Annotated in this window: 27 protein-coding genes and 1 pseudogene; 14 read left to right on the top strand and 14 right to left on the bottom strand. The window is 71.3% G+C overall.

Going from position 1 to position 25,212, the window contains the following annotated elements; all coding sequences use genetic code 11:
- Window positions 1-10 precede the first annotated feature (10 nt).
- Together trpS and ACFWWU_RS23820 are read left to right on the top strand one after the other, a co-directional pair.
- The gene (gene trpS, locus ACFWWU_RS23825; protein WP_384147847.1) at window positions 11-1,024 is read left to right on the top strand and encodes a tryptophan--tRNA ligase; all 1,014 of its coding nucleotides are present in this window, start codon (window positions 11-13) and stop codon (window positions 1,022-1,024) included.
- A 116-nt stretch (window positions 1,025-1,140) separates the two neighbouring features.
- Complete coding sequence (locus ACFWWU_RS23820) at window positions 1,141-1,737, top strand: 2'-5' RNA ligase family protein (RefSeq protein ID WP_384147846.1); 597 nt, start codon at window positions 1,141-1,143, stop codon at window positions 1,735-1,737.
- Window positions 1,738-1,801: 64 nt separating this feature from the next.
- Here the strand turns inward: ACFWWU_RS23820 and ACFWWU_RS23815 are convergent.
- Window positions 1,802-2,556 (bottom strand): annotated as a pseudogene (locus ACFWWU_RS23815) (SDR family NAD(P)-dependent oxidoreductase).
- A gap of 181 nt (window positions 2,557-2,737) precedes the next feature.
- Between ACFWWU_RS23815 and ACFWWU_RS23810 the strand changes: the two are divergent.
- A complete protein-coding gene (locus tag ACFWWU_RS23810; protein WP_384147845.1) occupies window positions 2,738-3,655 on the top strand; it encodes a YihY/virulence factor BrkB family protein in 918 nt (305 codons plus the stop codon).
- Here the strand turns inward: ACFWWU_RS23810 and ACFWWU_RS23805 are convergent.
- Complete coding sequence (locus tag ACFWWU_RS23805) at window positions 3,573-4,910, bottom strand: D-alanyl-D-alanine carboxypeptidase family protein (protein ID WP_384147844.1); 1,338 nt, start codon at window positions 4,908-4,910, stop codon at window positions 3,573-3,575. The two genes, ACFWWU_RS23810 and ACFWWU_RS23805, sit on opposite strands and share 83 nt — an antisense overlap.
- Before the next feature lie 109 nt (window positions 4,911-5,019).
- Between ACFWWU_RS23805 and ACFWWU_RS23800 the strand changes: the two genes are divergently transcribed.
- From ACFWWU_RS23800 to ACFWWU_RS23790, 3 genes are all read left to right on the top strand, one after another.
- A complete protein-coding gene (locus ACFWWU_RS23800) occupies window positions 5,020-5,274 on the top strand; it encodes an SCO4848 family membrane protein (RefSeq protein WP_384147843.1) in 255 nt (84 codons plus the stop codon).
- A 30-nt stretch (window positions 5,275-5,304) separates the two neighbouring features.
- Window positions 5,305-6,672, top strand: a complete 1,368-nt coding sequence (locus ACFWWU_RS23795; protein WP_384147842.1) for a metallophosphoesterase — start codon at window positions 5,305-5,307, stop codon at window positions 6,670-6,672.
- A 203-nt stretch (window positions 6,673-6,875) separates the two neighbouring features.
- Window positions 6,876-8,429, top strand: coding sequence for an ABC transporter substrate-binding protein (locus tag ACFWWU_RS23790; RefSeq protein WP_384147841.1), 1,554 nt, complete (start codon window positions 6,876-6,878; stop codon window positions 8,427-8,429).
- Here the strand turns inward: ACFWWU_RS23790 and ACFWWU_RS23785 are convergent.
- The 3 genes from ACFWWU_RS23785 to ACFWWU_RS23775 all read right to left on the bottom strand — a co-directional run bounded on the left by ACFWWU_RS23785 (window position 8,426) and on the right by ACFWWU_RS23775 (window position 10,112).
- Complete coding sequence (locus ACFWWU_RS23785) at window positions 8,426-9,121, bottom strand: TetR family transcriptional regulator (RefSeq protein WP_384147974.1); 696 nt, start codon at window positions 9,119-9,121, stop codon at window positions 8,426-8,428. The two genes, ACFWWU_RS23790 and ACFWWU_RS23785, sit on opposite strands and share 4 nt — an antisense overlap.
- A 142-nt stretch (window positions 9,122-9,263) precedes the next feature.
- The gene (locus ACFWWU_RS23780) at window positions 9,264-9,674 is read right to left on the bottom strand and encodes a thiol-disulfide oxidoreductase DCC family protein (RefSeq protein WP_384147840.1); all 411 of its coding nucleotides are present in this window, start codon (window positions 9,672-9,674) and stop codon (window positions 9,264-9,266) included.
- A 3-nt stretch (window positions 9,675-9,677) separates the two neighbouring features.
- On the bottom strand, window positions 9,678-10,112 hold the full coding sequence (locus tag ACFWWU_RS23775; RefSeq protein ID WP_384147839.1) for a hypothetical protein: 435 nt from the start codon (window positions 10,110-10,112) through the stop codon (window positions 9,678-9,680).
- 124 nt (window positions 10,113-10,236) lie between these two features.
- On the opposite strand from ACFWWU_RS23775, the gene ACFWWU_RS23770 reads away from it, so the two are divergent.
- Window positions 10,237-10,998: an alpha/beta fold hydrolase gene (locus ACFWWU_RS23770; RefSeq protein WP_384147838.1), complete on the top strand. Its 762-nt coding sequence runs from the start codon at window positions 10,237-10,239 to the stop codon at window positions 10,996-10,998.
- Between the two features lie 3 nt (window positions 10,999-11,001).
- Here the strand turns inward: ACFWWU_RS23770 and ACFWWU_RS23765 are convergent, their stop codons facing one another.
- Window positions 11,002-12,225: an MFS transporter gene (locus tag ACFWWU_RS23765; protein WP_384147837.1), complete on the bottom strand. Its 1,224-nt coding sequence runs from the start codon at window positions 12,223-12,225 to the stop codon at window positions 11,002-11,004.
- Between the two features lie 87 nt (window positions 12,226-12,312).
- Here ACFWWU_RS23765 and ACFWWU_RS23760 point away from each other — a divergent pair, with 87 nt between their 5' ends.
- The gene (locus ACFWWU_RS23760) at window positions 12,313-12,864 is read left to right on the top strand and encodes a MarR family winged helix-turn-helix transcriptional regulator (protein ID WP_384147836.1); all 552 of its coding nucleotides are present in this window, start codon (window positions 12,313-12,315) and stop codon (window positions 12,862-12,864) included.
- A gap of 71 nt (window positions 12,865-12,935) precedes the next feature.
- Here the strand turns inward: ACFWWU_RS23760 and ACFWWU_RS23755 are convergent, their stop codons facing one another.
- From ACFWWU_RS23755 to ACFWWU_RS23730, 6 genes are all read right to left on the bottom strand, one after another.
- A complete protein-coding gene (locus ACFWWU_RS23755) occupies window positions 12,936-13,466 on the bottom strand; it encodes a hypothetical protein (protein ID WP_384147835.1) in 531 nt (176 codons plus the stop codon).
- A 95-nt stretch (window positions 13,467-13,561) separates the two neighbouring features.
- A complete protein-coding gene (locus ACFWWU_RS23750) occupies window positions 13,562-14,320 on the bottom strand; it encodes a succinate dehydrogenase iron-sulfur subunit (RefSeq protein ID WP_384147834.1) in 759 nt (252 codons plus the stop codon).
- Window positions 14,320-16,074 (bottom strand): succinate dehydrogenase flavoprotein subunit, encoded by a 1,755-nt coding sequence (gene sdhA, locus ACFWWU_RS23745; RefSeq protein ID WP_384147833.1) that lies wholly within the window; start codon window positions 16,072-16,074, stop codon window positions 14,320-14,322. The genes ACFWWU_RS23750 and sdhA overlap by 1 nt, the downstream gene beginning before the upstream one ends.
- 25 nt (window positions 16,075-16,099) lie before the next feature.
- Window positions 16,100-16,579 (bottom strand): succinate dehydrogenase hydrophobic membrane anchor subunit, encoded by a 480-nt coding sequence (locus ACFWWU_RS23740; RefSeq protein WP_384147832.1) that lies wholly within the window; start codon window positions 16,577-16,579, stop codon window positions 16,100-16,102.
- A gap of 8 nt (window positions 16,580-16,587) precedes the next feature.
- Window positions 16,588-16,968 carry a succinate dehydrogenase, cytochrome b556 subunit gene (sdhC, locus tag ACFWWU_RS23735; protein ID WP_015035721.1) on the bottom strand — a complete coding sequence of 127 codons (381 nt, stop codon included), beginning with the start codon at window positions 16,966-16,968 and terminating at the stop codon, window positions 16,588-16,590.
- Between the two features lie 192 nt (window positions 16,969-17,160).
- Window positions 17,161-17,799 (bottom strand): 2-oxo-4-hydroxy-4-carboxy-5-ureidoimidazoline decarboxylase, encoded by a 639-nt coding sequence (locus tag ACFWWU_RS23730; RefSeq protein WP_384147831.1) that lies wholly within the window; start codon window positions 17,797-17,799, stop codon window positions 17,161-17,163.
- A 137-nt stretch (window positions 17,800-17,936) separates the two neighbouring features.
- Here ACFWWU_RS23730 and ACFWWU_RS23725 point away from each other — a divergent pair, with 137 nt between their 5' ends.
- The 4 genes from ACFWWU_RS23725 (at window position 17,937) to ACFWWU_RS23710 (ending at window position 20,945) form a co-directional block, all read left to right on the top strand.
- Window positions 17,937-19,565, top strand: coding sequence for a glycoside hydrolase family 20 protein (locus ACFWWU_RS23725; RefSeq protein ID WP_384147830.1), 1,629 nt, complete (start codon window positions 17,937-17,939; stop codon window positions 19,563-19,565).
- A 45-nt stretch (window positions 19,566-19,610) separates the two neighbouring features.
- The gene (locus ACFWWU_RS23720) at window positions 19,611-19,838 is read left to right on the top strand and encodes an antitoxin (protein ID WP_384147829.1); all 228 of its coding nucleotides are present in this window, start codon (window positions 19,611-19,613) and stop codon (window positions 19,836-19,838) included.
- Window positions 19,835-20,257 carry a type II toxin-antitoxin system VapC family toxin gene (locus ACFWWU_RS23715; protein ID WP_384147828.1) on the top strand — a complete coding sequence of 141 codons (423 nt, stop codon included), beginning with the start codon at window positions 19,835-19,837 and terminating at the stop codon, window positions 20,255-20,257. The genes ACFWWU_RS23720 and ACFWWU_RS23715 overlap by 4 nt, the downstream gene beginning before the upstream one ends.
- A gap of 127 nt (window positions 20,258-20,384) precedes the next feature.
- Entirely contained in the window at window positions 20,385-20,945 is a 561-nt protein-coding gene (locus tag ACFWWU_RS23710) for a hypothetical protein (RefSeq protein WP_384147827.1), read from the top strand.
- Window positions 20,946-20,949: 4 nt separating this feature from the next.
- Here ACFWWU_RS23710 and ACFWWU_RS23705 read toward each other — a convergent pair whose 3' ends face one another.
- Window positions 20,950-21,693 carry a Clp protease N-terminal domain-containing protein gene (locus ACFWWU_RS23705; protein ID WP_384147826.1) on the bottom strand — a complete coding sequence of 248 codons (744 nt, stop codon included), beginning with the start codon at window positions 21,691-21,693 and terminating at the stop codon, window positions 20,950-20,952.
- A 406-nt stretch (window positions 21,694-22,099) separates the two neighbouring features.
- Between ACFWWU_RS23705 and ACFWWU_RS23700 the strand changes: the two genes are divergently transcribed.
- Together ACFWWU_RS23700 and ACFWWU_RS23695 are read left to right on the top strand one after the other, a co-directional pair.
- Window positions 22,100-22,768 carry an RNA polymerase sigma factor gene (locus ACFWWU_RS23700; protein ID WP_384147825.1) on the top strand — a complete coding sequence of 223 codons (669 nt, stop codon included), beginning with the start codon at window positions 22,100-22,102 and terminating at the stop codon, window positions 22,766-22,768.
- Window positions 22,768-23,877 carry a hypothetical protein gene (locus ACFWWU_RS23695; RefSeq protein WP_384147824.1) on the top strand — a complete coding sequence of 370 codons (1,110 nt, stop codon included), beginning with the start codon at window positions 22,768-22,770 and terminating at the stop codon, window positions 23,875-23,877. The genes ACFWWU_RS23700 and ACFWWU_RS23695 overlap by 1 nt, the downstream gene beginning before the upstream one ends.
- 124 nt (window positions 23,878-24,001) lie before the next feature.
- Here the strand turns inward: ACFWWU_RS23695 and ACFWWU_RS23690 are convergent, their stop codons facing one another.
- A complete protein-coding gene (locus ACFWWU_RS23690; RefSeq protein WP_384147823.1) occupies window positions 24,002-24,922 on the bottom strand; it encodes a peptidoglycan-binding protein in 921 nt (306 codons plus the stop codon).
- Window positions 24,923-25,212 lie beyond the last annotated feature (290 nt).

Below are 25,212 nucleotides of genomic sequence, written 5' to 3'. Positions count from 1 at the left end.
AATGATGTGCATGGCCTCTGATCGTCCTCGCGCGCTCTCCGGAATCCAGCCCACGGCGGGCTCGTTCCACCTCGGCAACTACCTCGGTGCGGTCCGCCAGTACGTCGCACTGCAGGAGTCCCACGACGCCTTCTACATGGTCGTCGACCTGCACGCCATCACGGTTCCGCAGGACCCCGCCGAGCTGCGGGCGAACACCCGCCTCGCCGCCGCGCAGCTGCTCGCCGCCGGCCTCGACCCGGACCGCTGCACGTTGTTCGTCCAGAGCCACGTCCCCGAGCACGCGCAGCTCGGCTGGGTCATGAACTGCCTCACCGGCTTCGGCGAGGCCTCCCGCATGACGCAGTTCAAGGACAAGTCGGCGAAGCAGGGCACCGACCGCGCCACCGTCGGCCTCTTCACGTACCCGATCCTCCAGGTCGCGGACATCCTGCTCTACCAGGCCAACGAGGTCCCGGTCGGCGAGGACCAGCGCCAGCACATCGAGCTGACGCGCGACCTCGCGGAGCGCTTCAACGGCCGCTTCGGCGACACCTTCACCGTCCCCAAGCCGTACATCGTCAAGGAGACCGGGAAGATCTACGACCTCCAGGACCCGACGATCAAGATGAGCAAGTCGGCGTCCACGCCGAAGGGCCTGATCAACCTCCTGGACGAGCCGAAGGTCACCGCGAAGAAGGTCAAGAGCGCGGTCACCGACACGGACACCGTGATCCGCTTCGACCCGGAGAACAAGGCGGGCGTCTCCAACCTCCTCACCATCCTGTCCACCCTCTCCGGGACGAGCGTCGCCGACCTGGAGAAGAGCTACGAGGGCAAGATGTACGGCGCGCTGAAGACGGACCTGGCCGAGGTGATGGTGGACTTCGTCACGCCGTTCCGGGCCCGCACCCAGGAATACCTGGACGACCCGGAGACGCTGGACTCGGTCCTGGCCAAGGGCGCGGAGAAGGCCCGCGCGGTCGCCGCCGAGACGCTGGCGCAGACCTACGACCGGATGGGCTTCCTGCCCGCCAAGCACTGAGTCCTAGGACCCTGGCCACGAGGGTGGTGCAGGACGCACACTGGCGGCTGCACCACCACCACAGGGACAGCCACAGACACAGCCACACGACTCGACGGACGACGGAGGAGAACGACGTGGGGACCGTAACGCTCGGCGTTTCGATCGCGGTCCCGGAGCCCTACGGCAGCCTGCTCCAGGAGCGGCGCGCGGGCTTCGGCGATCCCGCCGCGCACGGCATCCCCACGCACGTCACCCTCGTCCCGCCGACCGAGGTCGCGGAGGAGCGGCTCCCGGAGATCGAGGCGCACCTCGCCGGGGTCGCCGCCGAGTACGAGCCGTTCCCCGTCCGCCTGAAGGGCACCGGGACCTTCCGTCCGCTGTCCCCGGTCGTCTTCGTGAAGCTCAAGGAGGGCGTCCCCCTCTGCAACCGGCTCCAGCACCAGATCCGGGACGAGGCGGGACCGCTCGCGCGCGAGCTCCAGTTCCCGTACCACCCGCACGTCACCGTGGCGCACGCCATCTCCGAAGAGGGGATGGACCGGGCGTTCGAGGAGCTCGCCGGATACGAGGCGGCCTGGACGTGCCGCTCGTTCGCGCTGTACGAGCAGGGCCCGGACGGCGTGTGGCGGAAGCTGTACGACTACGAGTTCGGCAGCGGCCGGCCGATCTCGGCCGTCCCGAGCCAGGGCGGCAGCCCGGTCGACACGCCGACGGTCACCCCCGCCGGCTGAGCCCGGCCGGCCGACCCCTCCCAGGCGCGCCTTCGCCTTCCCTGCGCCTTCGCCCTCCCGGTTCTCACACGGGCAGGAGGCGGAACAGCGGCCTCGGCACGTGCCGTACCGCCGCCATCACCATCCGCAGCGTCCCCGGCACCCACACCGTCTCCGAGCGGCGCCGCAGCCCCAGCTCGATCGCGGTCGCGACCGCCTCCGGGGTCGCCGAGCGCCGCGTCCTCGCGCGCCCGGCCGCCGCACTCGACCGCACCGACCCGGGCCGGACGACCATGACGTGCACGCCCGTGCCGTACAGCGCGTCCCCGAGGCCCTGCGCGAACACGTCGAGCCCCGCCTTCGACGAGCCGTAGAGGAAGTCACCGCGCCGGGCCCGCTCGCCCGCCACCGAGGAGAGCACCACCAGCGAGCCGTGCCCCTGCGCCTGGGCGCGCCCGCGCACACCAGACCGGCCGAGACGGCGCCCGTGTAGTTGGTCTGCGCGACGCGCACGGCGGCGACGGGGTCGGCCTCGTCGTGCGCCTGGTCGCCGAGGACCCCGAAGGCGAGCAGCACGACGTCGATGGGCCCCTCCGTGAAGATCTTGCCGAGCCGCTCCTCGTGCGACTCGGTGTCGAGCGCGTCGAAGGGGACGGTGCGCACGTCCGTGCCGAGCGCGCGGAGCGAGTCCGCGGCGGCGGTGAGCGCGGGGGAGGGGCGGCCGGCGAGCCAGACCGTGCGGACGCCGCGGGCGATCATCCGGCGCGCGGTGGCGAGCCCGATCGTGGAGGTGCCGCCGAGGACGAGCAGGGACTGCGGGGTGCCGAAGGCGTCCTTCATGGTGGGGTACTCCTCAGAGGGCGGTGGGTCTCGACAGCCATCAGGGTGACCGTATAGCCGTGTCTGTCGCTTATGCCGCCATTGCCTCCGGGATGTCGTTCACCGTCCCGCGTGCTCTGCCGGGGGATTCTCGTACTCCGGCCATCTGTAGGACCAACGGATCGAGGGGTACGCGTACGACATGGACTGGCTGACCAAACTCCCCGTCATCGGCCCCGTGGCCACCCGCCTCATGCGGACCCACGCCTGGCGCTCGTACGAGACCCTCGACGAGGTCCACTGGACCCGGCTCGCCGCCGCGATCACCTTCCTCTCCTTCCTCGCCCTCTTCCCCCTGATCACGGTCGCCGCCGCGATCGGCGCCGCGCTCCTCTCCACGGAACAGCTCGACAAGATCGAGGAGAAGGTCGCCGACCAGGTACCCGGCATCTCCGACCAGCTCGACATCGACGGGCTCGTCGCCAACGCCGGCACCGTCGGCCTCATCGCCGGCGCCCTTCTGCTCGTCACCGGCATCAGCTGGATCGGCGCCATGCGGGAGTGCCTGCGCGCCGTGTGGGGCCTCGACGACACCGACGAGGGCAACCCGATCGCGCGCAAGGGCAAGGACGCGCTCGTGCTCCTCGGCCTCGGCGGCGTCGCGGTCTGCTCGCTCGCCGCGTCCTGGCTCGGCTCCACCGCCGTCGGCTGGAGCGCCGACCGGGTCGGCATCTCCGGCGACGGGGCAGGCGGCTACCTGCTCCAGGCGGCCGCCGTCCTCGTCGCCGTCGTCGCCGACTTCCTGATGCTGCTCTACGTCCTGACGCTGCTGCCCGGCGTCCATCCGCCCCGCCGCCGGCTCGTGGTCGCGGCGCTCATCGGCGCCGTCGGCTTCGAGCTGCTCAAGCTGCTGCTCGGCGGCTACATGAAGGAGGTCGCGGGGAAGTCGATGTACGGGGCGTTCGGCACGCCGATCGCCCTGATGCTGTGGATCAACTTCACCGCGAAACTGCTGCTGTTCTGCGCGGCCTGGACGGCTACGGGTTCACGTCCGGATCCAGCGGAGCCCGCGAGCGACGACGACGCGACCCCGAACCGGACAGCGGCCAGCGACGGTTGACGAGGAAGACGGCGCCGGCGAGCAGGACGAGCGCCCCGCCCGCCACGCTCAGCGCGATCCCGACCCCGCCGGACTTCTCCTCGGAGGCGGCGGCTGACGACGTGTCCGGAGCGTTCTCGCCGGGCGCGGGCGCCGAACCGCCGTCCGAACTCCCCGTACCCGATCCCGAGCCCGTATCCGTACCCGTCCCCGTATCCGCCCCCGTGCCCGTCCCCGTGCCCGTACGGGCCGACGTGGGCGGCACCAGCTCGCCCACCGGGGTCACCTTCCCGGCCGCGGCGAAGCCCCAGTCGAGCAGCCGGGCGGTCTCCTTGTAGACCGCGTGCTGCTCCTTCGAGGACGGGTTCATCACGGTGACGAGCAGCACCTTCCCGCCCCGCTCCGCGACCCCCGTGAAGGTGGATCCCGCGTGCGTGGTGCTGCCGTTCTTCACCCCCGCGATTCCCTGGTACGGGGCGACGCCGAAGTCACCGGTCAGCAGCCGGTTGGTGTTCTGGATCTCGAAGGTCTCGCGCTTCTTGCCCGGCTTCAGCTCGCCGGGGAAGGCGGCGCGGGGAGTGGCGGCGTACTCGCGGAAGTCCTCGTTCTGCATGCCGCTGCGGGCGATGAGCGTGAGGTCGTACGCGGACGAGACCTGGCGCGGGGCGTCGTAACCGTCCGGGGAGACCACGTAGGTGTCGAGCGCCTGGAGCTCGGCCGCGCGGGCGTTCATGTCCTTCACGGTCTTCGGGATGCCGCCGTTCATGACCGACAGGACGTGGACGGCGTCGTTGCCGGAGCGGAGGAAGACCCCGAGCCACAGGTCGCGGACGCTGTAGGTCTGCTTCTCCTTGATGCCGACCAGACTGGAGCCGGAGCCGAGCCCCGCCAGGTCCTGGTTGGTGACCAGATGGTTCTGCGTCTTGCCGAGCTTCGGCAGCACGGTGTCCGCGAAGAGCATCTTGAGCGTGGACGCCGGGGCGAGCCGCCAGTGCGCGTTGTGCGCGGCGAGGACCTCGCCGTTCTCCGCGTCCGCGACGATCCAGGACCGGGCGGACAGGTCCTTCGGCAGCACGGGGGCACCGGGGCCCAGCTGGACCTGCGTACCGGGCTTGCCGAGCAGCGCGCCGCCGACCGCGGACATGGCGGCGGGCGGTTTGGGCTGCTTGTCCTTCGCGTCCTTCCCCTCGTCCGCGTGGGCCGCGGGCGCGGCGATGACGAGCGGCAGGATTACGGCAGCGGCGACCGCCCAAGCGGTCTTCTTCGAAGCAGACACGGTCGAGAACGTACAGGTACGGAACAGGGATCCGAACCCCGCCTGGCGGTTCGCCCACGCTCGTCCACCCGGACGCGGGGCCGGGGAGGCGGACGGTGATACTGGGGCCATGAAGCTCAGCCGTCGCGTCTCCTGGTTCCTGCTCGCGTTCGGGGTGTGGAGCTGGTTCATCTGGGTCACTTTCGTCAGGAACCTCTGGAACGACGGGAGCGGCCTCGCCTTCGACGACGCGGGCGACCCGACGGCCTATTTCTGGGTTCACCTGCTGCTCGCCGTCACGTCCTTTGTCTTGGGGACGGTGATCGGTGTGCTCGGGTTGCGTGGAGTGCGTGCCGCGCGTCGCGACACCGGTCACAGCTCCTAGTCGGCGAGAGAGAAAGAGGGGGTTCGGGGCGTGCTCGCCTTTCTGTTGGTTCTGGTCGTGGTCCTCGCGGTGCTCGGCGGGGTCCACTGGTACGTGTGGCGGCGCCTCGTGCGTGATGTGACGGTGCCGGGGGGCCTGGCGCGCCGGCTCGGTACGGTCGCCGTCGTCGCGCTGCCGTTGCTCTCGATCGCGGCGCTGACCTCCTCGCGCGCCGGTGCGCCCTTCTGGTTCCAGCAGGTCGTCGCCTGGCCGGGGTTCCTGTGGCTCGCCCTGCTGCTGTACGTGACCCTGGCCCTGGTCGTCGGTGAGGCCGTGCGGCCCGTCCTGCGCCGCCTGCTCGCCCGCCGCGTAGCCCCGGCCGCTCCGGCGGTGACGGCTCCCGAGCCCGCGCCTGCTCCGGCTCCCGAGCCCGTGCCCGTACCCGAGCCCGTGTCCGTACCCGAGACGGCGCCCGTGTCCGTACCCGAGACGGCGTCCGCGTCCGCCTCCGACGTGAAGGCGCCCACGGCCCCGGCCGACGCCCCGGCCGACACTCCTGCGGCCCCCTCGGCGCCCAAGGCCCCGGCCGACGTCTCCCGGCGTCTCTTCGTCTCGCGCGTCGTCGGTGGTTCCGCCGCGGCCGTCGCCCTCGGGACCGTCGGGTACGGCACGTACGGCGTGCTGCGCGGGCCCCGGGTCAAGCGCGTCACCGTCCCGCTCGCCAAGGTGCCGCGCGCCGCGCACGGCTACCGGATCGCCGTCGTGTCCGACATCCACCTCGGGCCGATCCTGGGCCGTGCCCACAGCCGGCGGATCGTGGACGCGATCAACTCCACCCAGCCCGATCTGATCGCGATCGTCGGCGACCTCGTCGACGGCACCGTCGAGAACCTCGGGTCCGCCGCCGAGCCGCTCGCCCGGCTCCGCGCCCGCCACGGCTCCTTCTTCGTGACGGGCAACCACGAGTACTTCTCGGGCGCCGACGCCTGGGTCGACCACGTACGCGAGCTCGGCCTGCGCCCGCTGCGCAACGAGCGCGTGGAGATCGCGGCCGGCTTCGACCTCGCCGGCGTCGACGACATCGCGGGGGAGAGCGAGGGCCAGGGGCCCGACTTCGGCCGCGCCCTCGGTGACCGCGACCGGGCCCGCGCCGCCGTGCTCCTCGCCCACCAGCCGGTCGTCATCCACGACGCCGTACGCCACGGTGTGGACCTCCAGCTCTCCGGTCACACCCACGGCGGTCAGCTCTGGCCGGGCAACTACCTCGCCGAACTGGCCAACCCGACGGTTGCGGGGCTCGAACGGTACGGCGACACCCAGCTGTACGTCTCGCGGGGCGCGGGCGCCTGGGGACCCCCGGTGCGGGTCGGGGCCCCCTCCGACATCACCCTCGTCGAACTCGCCTCGAAGCAGGCGTAATCGGGCGGCGGAGCAGAGGGGTCACTCCCTGCTCCGGGAGTGATACGTGCTGCTCATCGGCTTAAAGTCTCATATCCCGGACATATACCTGCTGTGTGAAAGTTTTTCCTTCCACTTGTGAAAGTCGTGTGATTGGCTGACGGTAATGCGGCGTTTTCGGGGGGCGTCGTGCCTGGGGTGGTACGAAAAAAGGAAGCACGGCAATGCGGTCGACGGTCCGTCTGCGGATCCTCATCACTTGTGGAGTACTGGTGGCGGCCGGAGTCGGGGGCTGGCAACTCCTGCCCTCCGACGACCTCCGGTCGGATCCGATCAGCGTCGGCACGACCGACGAAGTCACTTCACTCGACCCGGCCGGCGCCTATGACGCCGGTTCGTGGGCCATGTACAGCAACGTCTTCCAGTCGCTGCTGACGTTCAAGCCGGGGTTCACGACCCCGGTGCCGGACGCCGCCGAGAGCTGCAAGTTCGTGGGGGCCAAGCTCACCACGTACCGGTGCACGCTCCGCGACGACCTCTCCTTCGCCAACGGGCGCAAGGTGACGGCCGAGGACGTCAAGTACTCCTTCGAGCGGATGCTGCGCATCAAGACGGACGTCGGTCCGCAGCCGCTCTTCCCGACGCTGAAGAACGTCGTGGCCGACGGCCGCAACGTCACCTTCAACCTCAGCGGCCGGGACGCCACCTTCCCGCTGAAGGTGGCCACGGGCGCCGGCTCGATCGTCGACAAGGACCAGTACCCGGCCGACAAGCTGCGCACCGGGTCGGCCGTCGACGGCTCCGGCCCGTACGTCCTCAAGGAGTACAAGCCGGGCGAGTCCGCGCTCCTGGAGCCCAACCCCGCGTACAAGGGCGCCATCACCAAGGCCGGCGGCGAGGTTCTCGTGAAGTACTTCGGCAAGTCCGAGGACCTCGCCGGCGCGTGGAGGTCGCAGCAGGTCGACGTCACGCACCGGCAGTTGCCGCCGGAGTTCCTCGCGACCCTGGGGACCGAGGGCGGGACCCGGCTCACCGAGGCCGAGAGCGCGGAGATCCGCAACCTCAACTTCAACGTCCGGCCCGGCTCGCCGATGGCGGACAAGGCCGTGCGTCAGGCCGTCGCCGCAGTCATCGACCGCCCGGAGATCACCACCGGCGCCTACAAGGGCACCGTCGAGCCGCTGTACTCGCTCATCCCGCAGGGCTTCGTGGGGCACAGCACGGCGTTCTACGACACCAACCCCGCGCCGAGCGCGAAGAAGGCGAAGAAGCTCCTGAAGGACGCCGGGGTGGAGACGCCGGTGAAGTTCACCTTCGGCTTCCGCGCGGACGCCACCTACGCCGCCGAGACCGCGGAGATCAAGCGGCAGCTGGAGGAGACCGGCCTCTTCGAGGTGAAGGTCGTCGAGGCCGACTGGAAGAGCTTCCAGAAGGCGTACGCGCGGGGCACCTACGACGCGTACACCGTCGGCTGGCTGCCCGACTTCCCCGACTCCGACAGCTTCACCGCGCCCCTCGTCGGCACGGAGAACACCCTGCACAACGGCTTCTCCAGCAAGCGGATCGACTCCCTGGTCGTCTCGACGCAGCAGTTCAGCGACCGCTCCCGGGCGACCGGGGACTTCCGGGCGATCCAGACCGAGGTCGCCGACGACGTCCCGCTCGTCCCGCTGTGGCAGAAGAAGGACTACGTCCTCGCCACGGAGGCCGTGGGCGGCTCCCAGTACCTCACGGACGGCACCGGCATCTGGCGCCTCTGGGAGCTCGACTGGATCTAGCCCTCCTCGGCCGGCGGCTTCGGGGTGGCCCGCTTGGGCTTGCCCGAGGCCGCCATCCCGGCCGCCGTCGGCATGAAGTCGGAGAGCAGCTCGTGCGTCTCCTTGACGAGCGGTCGGAGGATCCGGAACCGGGAGAGGGAGATCGCGCGGGCCGTGACCGGCGCGAGCCGCTCGACGAGCCGCCGGCTGTTCGCGGCGCCCTCCGAGCGGTCGTACACCCAGAACAGCACGAGTCCCATCTGCTGGAGCCACAGCAACTGCGGGAGCGCCTCGGCGAGTTCCGGGTCGACCTTCACCGAAGCGCCGCGGATGACCCGCCGGTGGACCTCGATCGCCGCCTCGCGCGGGCCCTCCGACTCCGGTGAGAACGGGCTGAGCGGGCTGTCCGGGTCGGCGGCGTTCTTGAAGAACTGCGCGGCGAACTCGTGGTACGGCTCGGCGATGTCGAGCCAGCCGAGGTAGACGCCCCGGATCCGGGCCGTGAGGTCCTTCTCGGGGCCGTTCAGGATGGACTCGACCGCGGCCTGGTGCTCCTGGGCGATCCGGTCGTAGAAGCCCTGGACGAGGTGCTCCTTGGACGAGAAGTAGTAGTACGCGTTGCCGACGGAGACCCCGGCCTCCTGGGCGATGGCCCGCATCGTCGTCTTGTCGTAACCGCGCTCCTTGAACAGCCGGAGCGCGGTTTCGAGGATGAGCGTGCGGGTCTGCTCGCTCTTCGGGGCCTTCTTGCCGTCGGCCTTCTCGACGTCGGCCTTATCGGCCTGGGCCTTTTCGACCTGGGCCTTTTCGACTTCGGCCTTCTTCTCTTCCTTCACGTCCTTCACGGCCCCGAGCCTAGTCGGGTCGGCCGGGTGCCTCGCAGCGCCCGTCCTCGGCCTCGCAGGCGGGCCCCTTGAGGGCTTCGCGCCACTTCGCGGCGGCCAGGACGGTCACCCGCGCGAAGGGCTGCCCGGCGGGGGTGGCCAGCCAGTGGGCCTTGGCCCGGTGGTCGGCGAGCGCCCAGAGACAGACGATCCAGGCGTTCGTCTCCCGGTAGACCTGCCCCCGGTCCCCGACCACCGTGATCTCCCGCAGGGTGGCGGAGTGGTCGAGTTCCGGGAAGCGGCGCCGGGCCTCCTGGGAGCCGGCCGGAACCAGGTCCAGCGGCACGAGCTGCCGCTGGCGCAGCAGCCAGTGCCTCAGGTGGACGCAGAGCGGGCAGTCGGCGTCGTACAGCACGGTCAGGCGTCCGACGGGGGTCGGCACGGTTCAGCCCTGCGGTGCGGGCGGGGCCCAGGGGCCGCCCTTGGGGCCCGCGGTCCAGCCCTGCGGCCCGACCGGCGGGACCTGCTCGCGCTCCATCACGCCCCGGCGGCGGATCTTGTTGAGTACGTACACGTTGCCCAGGTGCATCACGCCGAGGACGAGCAGGACGACCCCGAGCTTGACGGAGAGGGCCTCGAAGAGCGAGCGGGCGTCGAGGACGGCCTCGTCCTGGCTCAGGTAGAGGGCGACGAAGCCGAAGTTGACGAGGTAGAAGCCGACCACGAGGAGGTGGTTGACGGCCTCCGCGAGCTTCTCGTTCCCGTGCAGGACGTCGGCGAGGAAGATCCTTCCGTTACGGCTGAGCGTGCGGGCGACCCAGACGGTCAGCGCCACGCTGATCAGCAGGTAGACGACGTACGCGATGACAGTGAGGTCCATGCCCCACCCTCCCTTGAACGCGTTCAAAAGCTGTTGGGCATGACTGTAGACCTCCTCTTGAACGTGTTCAAGTCGCATGTTCAAATCAGTGGCCACCCGGCTTCGCCCCCTCTAGGGTCGGCGGGTGACGCTCTCTCATGACCTGGCCGGCCCAGGCCCCTCGACCGTCGTCCTGCTGCACTCCGGGGTCTGCGACCGCCGGATGTGGGACGGACAGTTCCATGCGCTCGCCGACGCGGGCCACCGTGTCGTCCGCTGCGACCTCCGCGGCTTCGGCGACACCCCCGTCGATGCCCCGCACACCCACGCGGAGGACGTCCGCGACCTCCTCGACCACCTCGGCGCCGACCGCGCCGCCCTCGTCGGCGCCTCCTTCGGCGGCGTCGTCGCCCTGGAGTTCGCCGCCCGTCACCCCGGCCGCGTCACCGCGCTCGCCCTGCTCGGCTCCGGCAGCCCCTGCATGGAGCCGAGCGAGGAGCTGCGCGCATGGGGCGGCCGCGAGGACGCGCTCCTGGAAGCCGGCGACCTCGACGCCGCCGTCGAGCTCAACGTCGACACCTGGCTCGGCCCCGAGGCCGACGAGACCGCCCGCGCCCTCGTACGGGAGATGCAGCGGCGCGCCTTCGACGTGCAGCTCGCCGCCCCCGAGGAGTTCGGCCCGGTCGACCCCGAGGTCACCCGGGACGAGCTCGCCCGGATCGGGGTCCCCGCCCTCGTCGTCAGCGGCGCCCACGACGTGCCCGACTTCCGGGCCGTCGCCGACGACCTGACCGGCCTCCTGCCCGCCGCCCGCCGGCTCGACCTCGACTGGGCCGGACACCTCCCGGCCCTGGAGCGCCCGGACGAGACCGCCCGGCTGCTCACCGCCTTCCTGGCGGGGGTCTGAGCCTCAGCGGAAGCGCCGAACCCCCGGGACGAGCGCCGTGCCGAGGCAGCAGCCGCCCACCACCACCGCGGCGGCGAGCAGCGGCACCTCCGGCCCCCAGGCGGCGGCGGCGAGCGGGGCCAGGGCGTAGCCCAGCGGCATCGCGGCCAGCGAGAGCAGCCAGTCGTACGAGGTGACCCGGGCGAGCGCGTGGTCGGGTATCGCGCGCTGGACGGCGGTGTCCCAGACGGGGGAGAGGAAGCCGAGGCCCGCCTGCGCGAGCCCGTAGGCCGCGATCGTCAGCGGCGCGGGCGCGGCCACGGCGAGCAGGATCAGCGGCAGGGCGTACGTGGCGAGCCCGAGGTTCGCCGTCAGGACCGGGCGCTTGGGGCGGGCCCGGTCGGCGAGCAGTGCCCCGAGGAGGAAGCCGACGGCGCCGACCTGGAGCAGGACGACCCAGGTGGTGCCGCCGCCGAGCCGCTGCACGGCGACGGCAGGCCCGAGGGTCATCAGGACGGCCGCGGCGCCGTTCCAGGCGCTGTGGCCGATCAGGCTGGTCCAGTACCAGTCCCGGGAGCGGACCTCCTGCCAGCCCTCCGCCAGGTCGGCGCGGAGCGAGCGGCGCGGGATGGGCACCCTTTCCACCCGTACGGCCGTCAGGAGCAGGGCGCTGACGGCGAAGGTGGCCGCGTCCAGGACGAACGCCCAGCCGGGCCCCACCGTCAGGACGAGGGTGCCCGCGAGCGCCGGTCCGCCGAGGCGGCTGGCGCTCCGGGCGACGCTCATCGCCGCGTTGGCGCGGTGCAGCGCCTCCGGCGCGACGGTTCCCTTCACGAGCGGTGAGCCGGTCGGCATCGCGAAGGCCCCGGCGGCGCCGCCGAGCGCCTCGGCGACGGCGAGGACGGCGAGGCTCGGGGCGCCGCCGAGCAGCTGGAGGCCGACCAGGAGCTGTGTGGCGCAGCGCACGAGGTCGGTGACGAGGGCGACCGTACGGGCGTCGAAGCGGTCGCCGACGACGCCGCCCAGGGGCAGCAGGAGCAGCCGGGGGACCATGGCGCAGCCGAGGACGAGGGCGAGCGCCGACGTGGATCCGGTGGCCTCCAGGACGGCGAGGGCGAGGGCGGCGGGGATCGCCGCGTCCCCCAGAAGGGAGAGGGTGCGACCGGCGAAGAGAAGACGGAAGGAGCGGGTGCGCAGCGGGTGGGGGACGGCGGCGGGCGCGGCGGCGCGCACGGGAGCGGCGGGCATGGACCGCAGAGTATTTCGGTATCGAATAATTCGTCAACGAAATACTTTCCCCGGGAGGCGATCCGTCCGCCGACGTACGATCACTGCATGGCGCTCCCCGAGGAACCGCGTGCCCCCGGCGAACCCGGCGAACCCCGCGACTGGACCGACGACCACGTCGCCCGCTGGCAGCCCGTCCTGCCCGGCCTCGACCCCGTCGTCGAGGGCGCCGTCACCCGGATGAAGAAGCTCTCCGTCCACTTCCGCCGGGTCAGGGAGCAGTCACTCGCCGACTTCGACCTGGAGCGATACGAGTTCGACACCCTCCACAAGCTCGCGGGCCGCGGCGGCAGCGCCGCCCCCTCCGAGCTGGCCCAGGACCTCGACCTCGCCCCCGCCTCCGTCTCCGGCCGCCTCGAAGCCCTGGAGAAGCGCGGATTCGTCCGCCGTACGCAGTCCACGACCGACCGGCGCCGGGTCGTCGTCGAGCTCACCGACGCCGGCCGTCAGACCTGGCTCGGCGCCATGGACGTCCTCGGGCACGAGGAGTACCGCCTCCTCGGCGTCCTCTCCGCCGAGGAGCGGAACCAGCTCAACGACCTGCTGCGCCGCATCATGATCGAGGCGGAGAGCGCGGAGCACGTCCGCCACTGGGACTGACCACGCCCCGGGGACCGACCGCGCCACGGGGACTGCCCCGCGCCCCGGGGGCCGACCGCCCTGCGGCCGGATCAGATGCTCAGCGAGCGCGCGTAGTTGATCTGCGCCATCGCCCAGTGGATGGTGTCGGGGTGCATCGCCGGGATCATCGTGGAGTGGTGCCTGCCCCCGCTGTTCACGGTGATCTGGACGAAGCCCGTCGTCGCCTTCTCCTTGATCAGCAGGAACAGCAGCCCCAGGCCGCAGGCCGCGACGAAGAGACAGGCCAGCACGATGCCGACCGTCGAGATCTTCTCCTCGTTACGCGACAGGTCCATCACGTTCCACACCGCGCCCCTCAGCGGCATGGGGCCGGCCGGGGTGAGGATCTGGTCACCGACCACAGTGATGTCCCCGATGGCGAACGACGGCGCCCCGCCCGTCGGGTACGGCGGCGGCACGGGCACGCCGCCCGGCAGCGTCGCCTGGTAGGCGGGCGCCTGGTACGGCCCCGGTCCCGCCCACGGCGTCGCGTCCTGCGGGTACCCGTACCCCGGAGTCCCGGCCCCCTGGCCAGGCCCCCACGTGTACTCCCCGTCCGCGTAGGGGTTCGGCTCGCTCATCAGTCCCCGCTTTCCACGACGCAACTCCGCAAAGGCAAAAGCCCGCTCCTGCACGCGCAGCGTACAGAAGCGGGCGTTTGCAGCCGAACCAGACGTCAGAAGCGACGCGTGATCAGCGCGCGCTTGACTTCCTGGATGGCCTTCGTGACCTCGATGCCACGCGGGCACGCGTCGGTGCAGTTGAAGGTCGTGCGGCAACGCCACACGCCGTCCTTGTCGTTCAGGATCTCCAGGCGCTGCTCGCCCGCCTCGTCACGCGAGTCGAAGATGAAGCGGTGCGCGTTGACGATCGCGGCCGGACCGAAGTACTGGCCGTCGTTCCAGAAGACCGGGCAGGACGACGTGCACGCGGCGCACAGGATGCACTTGGTGGTGTCGTCGAAGCGCTCGCGGTCCTCGGCGGTCTGCAGACGCTCGCGCGTCGGCTCGTTGCCCTTGGTGACCAGGAACGGCATGACGTCCCGGTACGCCTGGAAGAAGGGCTCCATGTCGACGACAAGGTCCTTCAGCACCGTCAGGCCCTTGATGGCCTCGACCGTGATCGGCTTCTCGGGGTTGATGTCCTTGATCAGCGTCTTGCAGGCGAGCCTGTTCTTGCCGTTGATCCGCATCGCGTCCGAGCCGCAGATGCCGTGCGCGCACGACCGGCGGAAGGTCAGCGTGCCGTCGACGTCCCACTTGATCTTGTGGAGGGCGTCGAGGACGCGCTCCTTCGGGTCGATCTCGATCGGGAAGTCTTCCCAGACCGAGGCGTCCGAGATCTCGGGGTTGAAGCGGCGGATCCGCATCGTGACCGTGATGTACGGGGAGGCCGCGGAGTCCTTCTCCACCTTGTCCAGTACGGGGGTAGCCATCAGTACTTACGCTCCATCGGCTGGTAGCGGGTCTGGACGACCGGCTTGTAGTCGAGACGGACGGTCTCGGAGCCGTCCTCGCCGACCTCGCGGTACGCCATGGTGTGGCGCATGAAGTTGACGTCGTCGCGGTTCGGGTAGTCCTCGCGGTAGTGACCGCCGCGGGACTCCTTGCGCGCCAGGGCCGAGACGGCCATGACCTCGGCCAGTTCGAGCAGGTTGCCCAGCTCGATGGCCTCCAGGAGGTCGGTGTTGAAGCGCTTGCCCTTGTCCTGGATGGACACGTTCTCGTAGCGCTCGCGCAGCTCGGCGATCTTCTCGACGGCCGTCTTGATCGTCTGCTCGGTGCGGAACACCATGACGTTGGCGTCCATGGTCTCCTGGAGCTCGCGGCGGATGTCCGCCACACGCTCGTTACCCGTGGAGTTGCGCAGCTTCTCGATCGTCGCGACGACGAGGGACTCCGGGTTCTCCGGCAGCTCGACGTAGTCGTGCTTGACGGAGTACTCGGCCGCGGCGATGCCGGAGCGCTTGCCGAAGACGTTGATGTCGAGCAGCGAGTTGGTGCCGAGGCGGTTGGCGCCGTGCACCGACACGCAGGCGACCTCGCCGGCCGCGTACAGACCCGGGACGACCGTGGTGTTGTCCGACAGGACCTCACCCTCGACGTTGGTCGGGATGCCGCCCATGGCGTAGTGCGCGGTGGGCTGGATCGGGATCGGGTCCGTGTACGGCTCGATGCCGAGGTACGTACGGGCGAACTCGGTGATGTCCGGGAGCTTGGCGTCGAGCTGCTCCGGCGGAAGGTGCGTCAGGTCCAGGTAGACGTGGTCGCCCTCGGGGCCGCAGCCGCGGCCCTCGCGGATCTCCGTGTAGATGGAGCGGGAGACGACGTCACGGGACGCGAGGTCCTTCATGACCGGCGCGTACTTCTCCATGAAGCGCTCGCCGTCCTTGTTGCGGAGGATGCCGCCCTCACCGCGGGCGCCCTCCGTCAGCAGGATGCCCATGCGCCAGATGCCCGTCGGGTGGAACTGGAAGAACTCCATGTCCTCCAGGGGCAGACCGCGGCGGTAGCACGCGGCCTGGCCGTCACCGGTCAGGGTGTGGGCGTTGGAGGTCACCTTGAAGAACTTGCCGGTGCCGCCGGACGCGTAGATCACGGCCTTGGCCTGGAAGATGTGGATCTCGCCGGTGGCCAGCTCGTAGGCGACGACGCCCGCGGAGTGCTTCACACCGTCGATCTCGGTGATCAGCTGGTCCAGGACGTAGAACTCGTTGAAGAACTCCACGCCCTCCTTGACGCAGTTCTGGTACAGCGTCTGGAGGATCATGTGGCCGGTGCGGTCCGCGGCGTAGCAGGACCGGCGGACCGGGGCCTCGCCGTGGTTGCGGGAGTGGCCGCCGAAGCGGCGCTGGTCGATGGTGCCGTTCGGCGTCCGGTTGAACGGCAGGCCCATCTTCTCCAGGTCGAGGACGGCGTCGATGGCCTCCTTCGCCAGGATCTCGGCGGCGTCCTGGTCGACCAGGTAGTCACCGCCCTTGACCGTGTCGAAGGTGTGCCACTCCCAGTTGTCCTCCTCCACGTTGGCGAGCGCGGCGGCCATGCCGCCCTGCGCCGCGCCCGTGTGGGAGCGGGTGGGGTAGAGCTTCGTCAGCACGGCGGTGCGGCTGCGCTTCGTCGACTCGATGGCGGCGCGCATGCCGGCGCCGCCGGCGCCGACGATGACGGTGTCGTACTTGTGGATCTTCATGACGTGGATTACCTCAGCCCCGTGCCTAGCGGATGTTCGGGTCGAAGGTGAAGATCACCAGCGTGCCCAGAAGGATGGTGAACACCGTGGCGGTGTACAGCAGGCCCTTGAGCCACAGGCGCGTGTTGGCCCGCTCCGCGTAGTCGTTGATGACCGTACGGAGGCCGTTGGCGCCGTGCAGCATGGCGAGCCAGAGCATCAGCAGGTCCCAGACCTGCCAGAACGGGGACGCCCAGCGGCCGGCCACGAAGGCGAAGCCGATCTTGGAGACGCCGCCGTCGAGGAAGAGCTGGATCAGCAGGTGGCCGAGGACCAGGACGACCAGGACGATGCCCGAGAGGCGCATGAAGAGCCACGCGGCCATCTCGAAGTTGCCGCGGGTCGCCTTGGGCGTCTTGCCGGTGCGCTTGCGCGGGGCCTCGATGTACGGCGCGGGGTTGTCCACGTCGTACACGGCGCCCTCGACGGGGCCGATGGCGGCGGAGGAGGTGGTGTCAGCAGACATATCTGGCGTCAGCTCCCGAACAGTTCACGTGCGGCGTGGCCGAGGACGGGGTACAGCGAGCCCGCCATCAGCACGACCCAGATGCCCACGACGGTCCAGAGCATCTGCTTCTGGTAGCGCGGGCCCTTGGACCAGAAGTCCACGGCGATGACACGGAGACCGTTCAGCGCGTGGAAGAGGATGGCGGCGACGAGGCCGTACTCCAGAAGAGCGACGATCGGCGTCTTGTAGGTCGCGACGACCTCGTCGTACGCCTCGGGGGAGACGCGGACGAGAGCGGTGTCCAGCACGTGTACGAACAGGAAGAAGAAGATGAGGACGCCGGTGACTCGATGAGCCACCCAGCTCCACATTCCTTCCCGGCCGCGGTACAGCGTTCCAGCCGGCACGGAAAAACCCTCCGGGAGCGGGGATCAGGGTCGGCCGGCTTCTCTGTCGGTCTGACCCGGCCGGGTACGGTCCACCGGCCCCGGTCATCGTAGCGACGACTTGTCGGTTCGCTCGCGCGGGGTCCACCGGTGTGATCAAACAGGCACGGACGGGCTATCCCACAAGCCGAAATCGCCCTGTTCCGGTCGGAATCACGCTTCGGAGTGTCGGAGCGTGAGGCCCTCGGACAAGCGGAAGGCGAGCCGGGCGCGGGCGAGCCGCCTCAGTTCGTCGGCGGCGATCACGCGCTCTTCCTCTGGTTCGTTGCCGAGACGTGACCGAATGCCTGCCAATACCTGGTCGAGACGCTCTCCGGGCCGCACTCCTTCGAGGCTGATCACGAACGCGTGTCCGAAGCTGCTCTCGTACGCGGCGTGGGCGGCCCGCAGCGCGGTCCGCGCCGCCGGCGGGGCGTCGGGGTGCGGCGGGGCGGAGGACTCGGCGGCCAGTGCCTCGTCGAGATCGGCGCGCGGCAGGTCGTAGCCGGCCTCGTCGGCGGCGGCGAGCAACGCGTCGATCGTCGGGTACGGGCGGTGCGCGGTCACCCGTTCGGCCCAGCGGGGGCTGTGGCAGCAGGAGAGGAGCAGGGACTCGGCCTCGGCGGCCGAGGCGGCGTTGAAGCGCGTGAGCCCGTGAGCCGCGGGGTGGGAAGGCGGCGGAGTGGCGGGGCCCTTGTTCTGGGCGGGTATGGCAGGCGTGTCCGTGGAGCCCGGCTTCCGGCAGGGGGCGTGGGTGTCGCTGGTCAGCGTGGGCTCCGGTACTCCGGGACGGGTGGGGTGGGCGTGACTCAACGTTATCGACGAGACGAGGGAAGTGTCCGACGGATGCGCGAATTTCACCCGGAAGGGAGAGTTTCGGAACATGTGATGGACGATCCGGTTCCGTTCCCCCGATTGGCCGGACGGCCCTCCGTACGGGAGGATTCCGAATGATGCGGTACTCCATACGGGTGCCCCGCCGGGGCCCCGCACTGATGGCGACCGCGGTGGCACTGGCCACCGTGGTGGCCTGTTCGAACGGCTCTCCGTCCGGGGCGCCGTCCCCTGCCTCGCCCTCCGGCGGTACGACCACGAGCGCCGCGCCCACCAGCGCGCCGCCCTCCCCGACGCCGACCCCGACGCCGACCCGGACGTACCCCCTTTCCACCGCGCCCCGCACCATCCCCGCCGTCCGCGACCACGAGGCCGCCCGCGGCCCCGGCTGGAAGCCCGCGCCCACGGCCGGGATCGTCCTCGGCGCGAACAGCGCGGGCCTCGCCGACGAGGGGAAGCTGCTCGCCGGGGAGCTCGGCGTCCCGTACCGCGGCGCCGTCGCGGCCGGGCCCGGCGACGTGGAGCTGGCCCTGGGCGGGACGGGTGCCGCCGAGTCGTACACCCTCGTCGTCCGCGACGGCCGGGTGCGGATCAGCGGGCCCGACGAGGCCGGGGTCTTCTACGGCACCCGGACGCTCAAGCAGTCGGTCAAGGCCACCGGCGCGATGCCCGAGGGCACCGTCACCGACGCCCCCGCGAAGCCCCAGCGCGGACTGAACCTCGACATCGCCCGCAAGTTCTTCACCGCGGAGTGGATCGAGGCCCGGCTCCGGGAGATGGCCGACCTCAAGCTCAACCAGTTCGGTCTGCACTTCTCCGACGACCAGGGCTTCCGGATCGCCTCGGACACCCACCCCGAGATCGTCTCGGCCCAGCACCTCACCAAGGCCGAGGTGCGCCGGATCCTCGCCCTCGCGCAGACCCTGCACATCACCGTCGTGCCCGAGATCGACTCGCCCGGACACCTCGGTGCCGTCCTGCGCGCCCACCCCGACCTGCGATTGCTCAATGTCCAGGGGGTCCCGCGCCAGGGTGCGATCGACATCTCCAAGCCCGCCTCGGCGCGGCTCGTGGACGAACTGCTGCGCGAGTACGCCGCCCTCTTCCCCGGCGGCTGGTTCCATGTCGGAGCCGACGAGTACCAGGCGCTGACCGTCCGCTCCCCCGAGGCCTCCTATCCGCAGCTGGCCACGGCGGCCCGCCAGAAGTACGGCCCCCAGGCGCGCGTCCAGGACCTGGCGGAAGGCTGGCTGAACGACCGCGCGGCGGTGGTGCGCGACACGGGCAAGGTGGCGAAGGCCTGGAACGACGGTTTCTTCCGGGGCGGTGTCGTCAACGCCGACAAGCGCATCGAGGTCGAGTACTGGACCGGCAAGGAGATCGGGGCCCGGCCGCCCACCGAGTACCTGGCCGAGGGCCGCGAGGTCGTGAACCTCAACGACGAGTACCTCTACTACGTCCTCGGCGAGCCGAACGAGTTCACGTACCCCACCGGCCGCCGCATCTACGAGCAGTGGACCCCGCTGGTGCTCCGGGGCACGACGCCGGTCCCGACCCGGTACGGACCCCAGATCCTCGGCGCCCGCTTCGCCGTCTGGTGCGACCTCTCGGGCGCGCAGACCCAGGCACAGGTGGCGGAGGGCATCCGCCTGCCGCTGACGGCCCTGGCCCAGAAGGTCTGGGACCCGACGAAACCGACGATGACCTGGGACCAGTTCCGGGCGCTGGCGGAGAGGGTGCGCTGAGCCGGATTGCTAGCAGAGTGCTGGCAATGCGGCTAATGTTGTCGCATGGCCACTCTCTACGTGCGAGACCTGTCCGAGGAAGCGCTGACCGAGCTGAAGATAAGGGCCGCCCGCAACAGGCAGTCCCTTCAGGCGTACGCGAGGGCCCTGCTGGAGCAGGAAGCCGCGAGCCCGTCGCTGGAGAGCGTGATCGCCCGCATTCAGGACCAGGCCACGGCGCGGCTCTCCACCGAGGACGTGGCTGACGAGATCGACCGGGGGCGGCGCGAGTGATCGTCGTGGACGCGGGCGCGCTCGTGCTGCTGCTCGCCGACGCAGGGCCGGTCGGAGCGGCGCTGAGGGAACGGGTGAGGGGGGAGCGGCTACTCGCCCCGTATCTGGTGGATGTCGAGGTGACGTCCGCGCTACTGGGCAGGCATCGTGGCGGCAAGCTGACCGACCGGCAGCTGGATGACGCCTGTGCGGCATTCGCGGAACTGCCGCTGCGCAGGTCGGAGCACCTGTTCCTGCTGCCGCGCGTGCGCGAGCTGTACGCGAACCTCAGCGCGTACGACGCCGTGTACGTGGCGCTCGCCGAGGGGTACGACGTGCCGTTGGTGACGAGTGACGGGCGCATCGAGGGCGGTGTGCGGGCCACTCGGGCCAAGTGCCCGGTCGAGGTGTTCAACGAGAAGACCCACGGGGCGCCGTAGGGCGCTGTCCCGGCCCTATGCAGCGCGGTGCGGCACTGGCATGATTCCGGCCGCGCAGTGACGAAAAACCGCCCCTCGGCGCAGTAGGGGAAGTACTGCGTCCGCATCGGGTGGCGAGGAGGCGTCCATGACGTCAGGGACGGGCCGGAGCCTGCTGGAACTGATCGACGGGGCCGACGAGCGAGGACTGGCCGCGGCCGGTCTCGCCTGCCTCGACCGCTGTCTACCGCTGCTCGCCGCCGACGGGGGCGACGCCCTGCGGCCCGTGTGGGCGGCCGTCGCGCGCGGCGACGGGGCGGCGTGGGGCGAGGCCACCGCCAAGGCCCTCGTCGAGTTGGACACGGCCCGCACGGAGGCCGCCGAGGACGTACGCGCCATGCTGGCGACCGCCCCGCCCGCGTGGACCGTCGAGGCCCTCCGCACCTGGGCCGGCGCCTGCTCCGCCACCGCCCTCGCCCTGCACGGCCGGTTCGACGCCGCCGGCGTCCCGGACGGGCTCGTCGAGCGCTGCCGGGCCGGGGACGCGGACGGCGCGGGCCCGCTGCTCGCCGGGGAGCTCCGCCGCCAGCAGGCCGTCCTCGAAGCGGCCGCCCACGGCCCGACCGGACTGCGCCGGGCCCGTGAGCTCTCCGTCGAGGGCGGCAGGGTGCTCCGCGCGGTCGTCTCCCGCCGGGCCCGCACCGCCTGAGACCTCAGGCCTCCGGCTTCGGCTCCTGGATCGACGCCGAGGCGATCGTCTCGGCGATCTCCCGCTCCGCCGTGGCCTTGTCGAGGCCGAGGCCGGTCAGTACGCCCGTACCGTCCTCGTGCTCCAGGAGCGCCAGCAGGATGTGCTCGGTGCCGACGTAGTCGTGGCCGAGGCGCAGGGCCTCGCGGAACGTCAGCTCCAGGACCTTCTTCGCCGCCGCGTCGTACGGGACGAGCGCGGGCGCCTCGGCGACGGCCGGCGGCAGGGTCGCCGCGACGGCCTCGCGGACCTGGTCGAGGGGCACGCCCTTCGAGAGGATCCAGTACGCCGCGAGCCCCTCGGGCTCGGCGAGCAGGCCGAGCGCGAGGTGGGCGGGGAGGATCTCGTCGTTCCCGGCGGCCGTGGCCTCGTTCTGGGAGGCCATGACCACGTTCCGCGCCCGGGGGGTGAAGCGGCTGAACCCCGCGTTCGGGTCCATCTTCTCCGCGTCCGGATCCTTGGGGACGAACCGCTTCTGGGCCGCCTGGCGGGTGACGCCCATGCTGCGGCCGATGTCGGCCCAGGAGGCGCCGGAGCGCCGGGCCTGGTCCACGAAGTGGCCGATGAGGTGGTCGGCTACATCGCCGAGGTGGTCGGCCGCGATGACCGCGCCGGAGAGCTGCTCCAGGGCGTCGGGATGGACCTTCTTGATCGCTTCGATGAGCTCGTCGAGACGGACGGGGACCTTCGGAACGACTGGATTCGTCATGAGGCAACCCTAGGTTGACACTCATGGGGTGTCAACTGTCGGTTGACAGTGAAGAGGGCGCAGTGCGCCCAGCCCGGGACGGGCGACGTGAACGGCGGGGGGAGGGCGGAAAGGGAGACGACCGGGGCCGCCACCCCCCACAGGAGAGGCCCCGGTCGTCATCCACGGAGCCGCAGCACGGCTCCGTACTCCATACAGCGCCGATGATGCGTTTTCTGTCACACCGGCACGTGCACCCGCACGTGCAGCTCGGCCGCCGTCTCGAAGGTTGCAAGTTGCACAAAGACCCCGGACCGCGTGGACGCGACGCGGGGGCACGACGTAGCGTGCAGATGCGCGAGGCAGCGTGGCGGTGGTGACCAGCCGCGACGACGCGACGACGCGACCGACGAACAGGGTTTGGGGAGTGCTGGGGGACGACGCGGAGCTGACGGCCGCGGTGCTCGCTGCGCAGGACGGGGACGAGAACGCCTTCCGTACTGTGTATCGCGCCGTGCATCCTCGGTTGGTCGGCTACATACGCACACTGGTCGGCGAGGGCGACGCCGAGGACGTCGCCTCGGAGTCCTGGCTCCAGATCGCCCGCGACCTCGACCGCTTCAGCGGAGACGCGGACCGCTTCCGCGGCTGGGCGGCCCGGATCGCCCGCAACCGCGCGCTCGACCACATACGGATGCGCGGCCGACGGCCCGCCGTGGGAGCCGACGACACCGAACTCACCGACAAGCCCGCCGAGTCCGACACCGCGGACGAGGCGCTGGAAGCCCTGGCCACCGGCCGCACCATGCACCTGATCGCCCAACTCCCGCAGGACCAGGCCGAGGCCGTCGTCCTGCGCGTCGTCGTCGGCCTGGACGCCAAGAGCGCCGCCGACACCCTGGGGAAACGCCCCGGCGCCGTACGGACCGCCGCGCACCGGGGGCTCAAGAGACTCGCCGAACTCCTCGGGGCGGACGGGGCCGGTGCAGACCTCATCGCGCTGGACGGTGTGCCTCCGCAACGCGGGCGCGGACCGGGTACCACGGGCCCCGGCGGTGTGACGCATTCACGTCCGCGTACGCAGAAGGACATGTGATGGCCGACGAGCGCTACCAGTGGCTCGACCAGGAGGCCGCGGAGCGGCTGCTCCGGGGCGAGCCGGTCGACGCCCTCGACGACCCCGCGCACCCCGAGGCCAGACGACTCGCGGACGCCCTCGACTCGGCCCGTACGCCGTCCATCGCCCAGGCCGGACAGGCCGGACAGGCCGAGCTGCCCGGCGAGGCGGCGGCGCTGGCCGCCTTCCGCAGGGTCGCGGCCGAACGCGCCGCCCTCGCCAGGACCGCGACCCCGGTCGGCACCGGCCGTGCCGCCGACCGCGCCGAACTGGGCCATGTGCGGCTCGCCCCCGCCACCGCTGCCGCGCGCCGCCGCTGGGGGCTTTCCGTGCGGTACGGGCTGGCCGCCGCGGTCGCCGCCGTCACGGTCGGCGGCGTCGCCGTCGCCGCCGGTACGGGCGTGCTGCCGCTGATGACCCCCGAGCCCGCGTCCTCCGTCACGGCGGTGGAGCGCCCGGACCCCGTCGTGACGGGCTCGCCCGGCGTACGGAAGGACCCCGAGGCGCCCGCGGTGGGGCCGGACGGCGTCGACCGCTCGCCCGGTTCGTCGCCCTCGCCAGGGGTCTCGACGTCCCCCGGCTCGCCCTCCTCGCCCGCGTCCCCTTCGCTCTCCGCGCCGCCGGCCACCCGGCACACCCCGGAACCCGGCCGGACGACGTCCCGCCCGGGCGGGGACACCGGCAACGGCGGGGCGAGCGGGCGGGAGAAGGCGATCGAGGCCTGCCGGGACTACCGGTCCGGCCGGCTCGGCGCCGCCGACCACCGGAAGCTGACGGGGACCCTGCGCGGCGGCGAGACCCTCAGCCGGTACTGCGACCGGATCCTCGGCTCCGGCGGCACGGGCGCGTCCGCCGATCCCCGGGAGGACGGCAAGGCGGACGACGGCAGCAAGGACGGCAGCAAGGACGACGACAAGTCCGACGGGAAGCGCGACGGCAAGCAGGACAGCGCGAACGACGGCGCGAACGGCAGCGCGGACGACGGCGCCGAGCGCCGGAACCGCGGCTCCGAGGAGGCGGACAAGAGCCTCAGCGGAACGTTTCCCGCAGCAGGTGTGACACTTTCCGGGCCGTCGGCGCAGTACTGAGTGAGCCGACTGGTCATCGGCCGCGCGACGAGCCGGGGTTCCCCCCGTACCTACGGCTCCGCGCACCCGGCGCGGGTGGGGCACGTTCCCCCGGTCCCACCCGCGCCCCTTCTTCTCCCCGTCACTACCAGTGGACGACGACCTTGTCGCCGACCTTCACCTCGTCGAAGACGGCCGAGAGCTTCGCCCGGTCCCGGACGTTGACGCAGCCGTGCGAGGCCCCGTTGTAGCCGCGGGCCGCGAAGTCCGCCGAGTAGTGCACCGCCTGGCCGCCGCTGAAGAACATCGCGTACGGCATGGGCGTGTGGTAGATCGTCGACGTCCACTTGCGGGCCTTCCAACCCACGCTGAACGTGCCCTCGCGGGTCGGGGTGTTCTCCGAGCCGAAGCGGACGTCCATGGACGAGACGACCCGGCCGTCGATCATCCAGGCCAGGGTCCGGCTCTCCTTGCTGATGCACAGCACCCGGCCGGTCATGCAGCGCGCGTCGGGGGTGTCCAGCTTGTTCGTCGTCGACGGCTTCAGTTCGTCGGCGGTCGGCTTCCGGCTGGCCGTGAGCAGCCGCTCCCAGGTCGTCGCGTCGACCGAGCCCGTCCGCGGCAGCCCCTGCTTCTTCTGGAACGCCGTGACCGAGGCCGCCGTCATCGTCCCGTAGAAGCCGGTGGGGGCCCGGTCGAAGTGGCCGAGCTGCCGGAGCCGTGCCTGGAGCTCGCGGACCTGCTCGCTCTCGTCGCCGTCCTTCATGAGGGCCTCGGGGGTCGGCGCCCCGGTGCTGGGCGAGGCGGAGGGGGACGGAGGCTTGTCGTCCGTGGTCGGCGTGACGGTGGGCGTGACGGTCCGGGCGTCGGTCGGGGCGGCCGTCGGGGCGTCCGTCGAGGACGCCGTCGCGCTGGGAGCGGCGGACGTCGACGCCTTCGGCGCCGTCGACGACGGGCTCGCGCCGCCGCCTGCCGGATCGGCCGCCTGGGCCGTACAGCCGGCGGCCAGTGCCACCGCTGCCGCCGCCAGCACCGCTCTGCGTATGACGGACGTGGTCCGCTTCATCGTTGCCCCCCGGGACGAGTCGTGTGTACGTAGGGATGCTTCCTACGCACGTCCGGTTGCGCACGCGTGTACGAAGGAACGGGAGGGAGCGCGCGCAAGCTGTGAGGAAGGTCCCAGCGTGCTGCCCTCCACCGGCCGCACGCCCGCCGCTACAGTCCGTCGCGAGGGTCGGTACCGCTGAGCAGCAGGTCTATCGGGAAGGCACAACACATGGCGCGCGAGTCGGAGTCGGGGCTGCCGATCGAGCCGGTCTACGGGCCGGGGGCTCTGGAGGGGTGGGATCCTGCCGG

The organism is Streptomyces sp. NPDC058650, assembly GCF_042717315.1.
Taxonomy (GTDB): domain Bacteria; phylum Actinomycetota; class Actinomycetes; order Streptomycetales; family Streptomycetaceae; genus Streptomyces.
This window is presented reverse-complemented; position numbering and strand designations above follow the sequence as displayed.

What these genes read in the sequence shown, in the direction of transcription:
- trpS (WP_384147847.1), top strand. Translation starts at nt 11, where the DNA reads ATGGCCTCTGATCGTCCTCGCGCGCTCTCCGGAATCCAGCCCACGGCG.
- ACFWWU_RS23810 (WP_384147845.1), top strand. Translation starts at nt 2,738, where the DNA reads ATGGACTGGCTGACCAAACTCCCCGTCATCGGCCCCGTGGCCACCCGC.
- ACFWWU_RS23800 (WP_384147843.1), top strand. Translation starts at nt 5,020, where the DNA reads ATGAAGCTCAGCCGTCGCGTCTCCTGGTTCCTGCTCGCGTTCGGGGTG.
- ACFWWU_RS23790 (WP_384147841.1), top strand. Translation starts at nt 6,876, where the DNA reads ATGCGGTCGACGGTCCGTCTGCGGATCCTCATCACTTGTGGAGTACTG.
- ACFWWU_RS23775 (WP_384147839.1), bottom strand. Translation starts at nt 10,112, where the DNA reads ATGGACCTCACTGTCATCGCGTACGTCGTCTACCTGCTGATCAGCGTG.
- ACFWWU_RS23765 (WP_384147837.1), bottom strand. Translation starts at nt 12,225, where the DNA reads ATGCCCGCCGCTCCCGTGCGCGCCGCCGCGCCCGCCGCCGTCCCCCAC.
- ACFWWU_RS23760 (WP_384147836.1), top strand. Translation starts at nt 12,313, where the DNA reads ATGGCGCTCCCCGAGGAACCGCGTGCCCCCGGCGAACCCGGCGAACCC.
- ACFWWU_RS23755 (WP_384147835.1), bottom strand. Translation starts at nt 13,466, where the DNA reads ATGAGCGAGCCGAACCCCTACGCGGACGGGGAGTACACGTGGGGGCCT.
- ACFWWU_RS23750 (WP_384147834.1), bottom strand. Translation starts at nt 14,320, where the DNA reads ATGGCTACCCCCGTACTGGACAAGGTGGAGAAGGACTCCGCGGCCTCC.
- sdhA (WP_384147833.1), bottom strand. Translation starts at nt 16,074, where the DNA reads ATGAAGATCCACAAGTACGACACCGTCATCGTCGGCGCCGGCGGCGCC.
- ACFWWU_RS23740 (WP_384147832.1), bottom strand. Translation starts at nt 16,579, where the DNA reads ATGTCTGCTGACACCACCTCCTCCGCCGCCATCGGCCCCGTCGAGGGC.
- ACFWWU_RS23725 (WP_384147830.1), top strand. Translation starts at nt 17,937, where the DNA reads ATGATGCGGTACTCCATACGGGTGCCCCGCCGGGGCCCCGCACTGATG.
- ACFWWU_RS23720 (WP_384147829.1), top strand. Translation starts at nt 19,611, where the DNA reads ATGGCCACTCTCTACGTGCGAGACCTGTCCGAGGAAGCGCTGACCGAG.
- ACFWWU_RS23710 (WP_384147827.1), top strand. Translation starts at nt 20,385, where the DNA reads ATGACGTCAGGGACGGGCCGGAGCCTGCTGGAACTGATCGACGGGGCC.
- ACFWWU_RS23705 (WP_384147826.1), bottom strand. Translation starts at nt 21,693, where the DNA reads ATGACGAATCCAGTCGTTCCGAAGGTCCCCGTCCGTCTCGACGAGCTC.
- ACFWWU_RS23695 (WP_384147824.1), top strand. Translation starts at nt 22,768, where the DNA reads ATGGCCGACGAGCGCTACCAGTGGCTCGACCAGGAGGCCGCGGAGCGG.
- ACFWWU_RS23690 (WP_384147823.1), bottom strand. Translation starts at nt 24,922, where the DNA reads ATGAAGCGGACCACGTCCGTCATACGCAGAGCGGTGCTGGCGGCGGCA.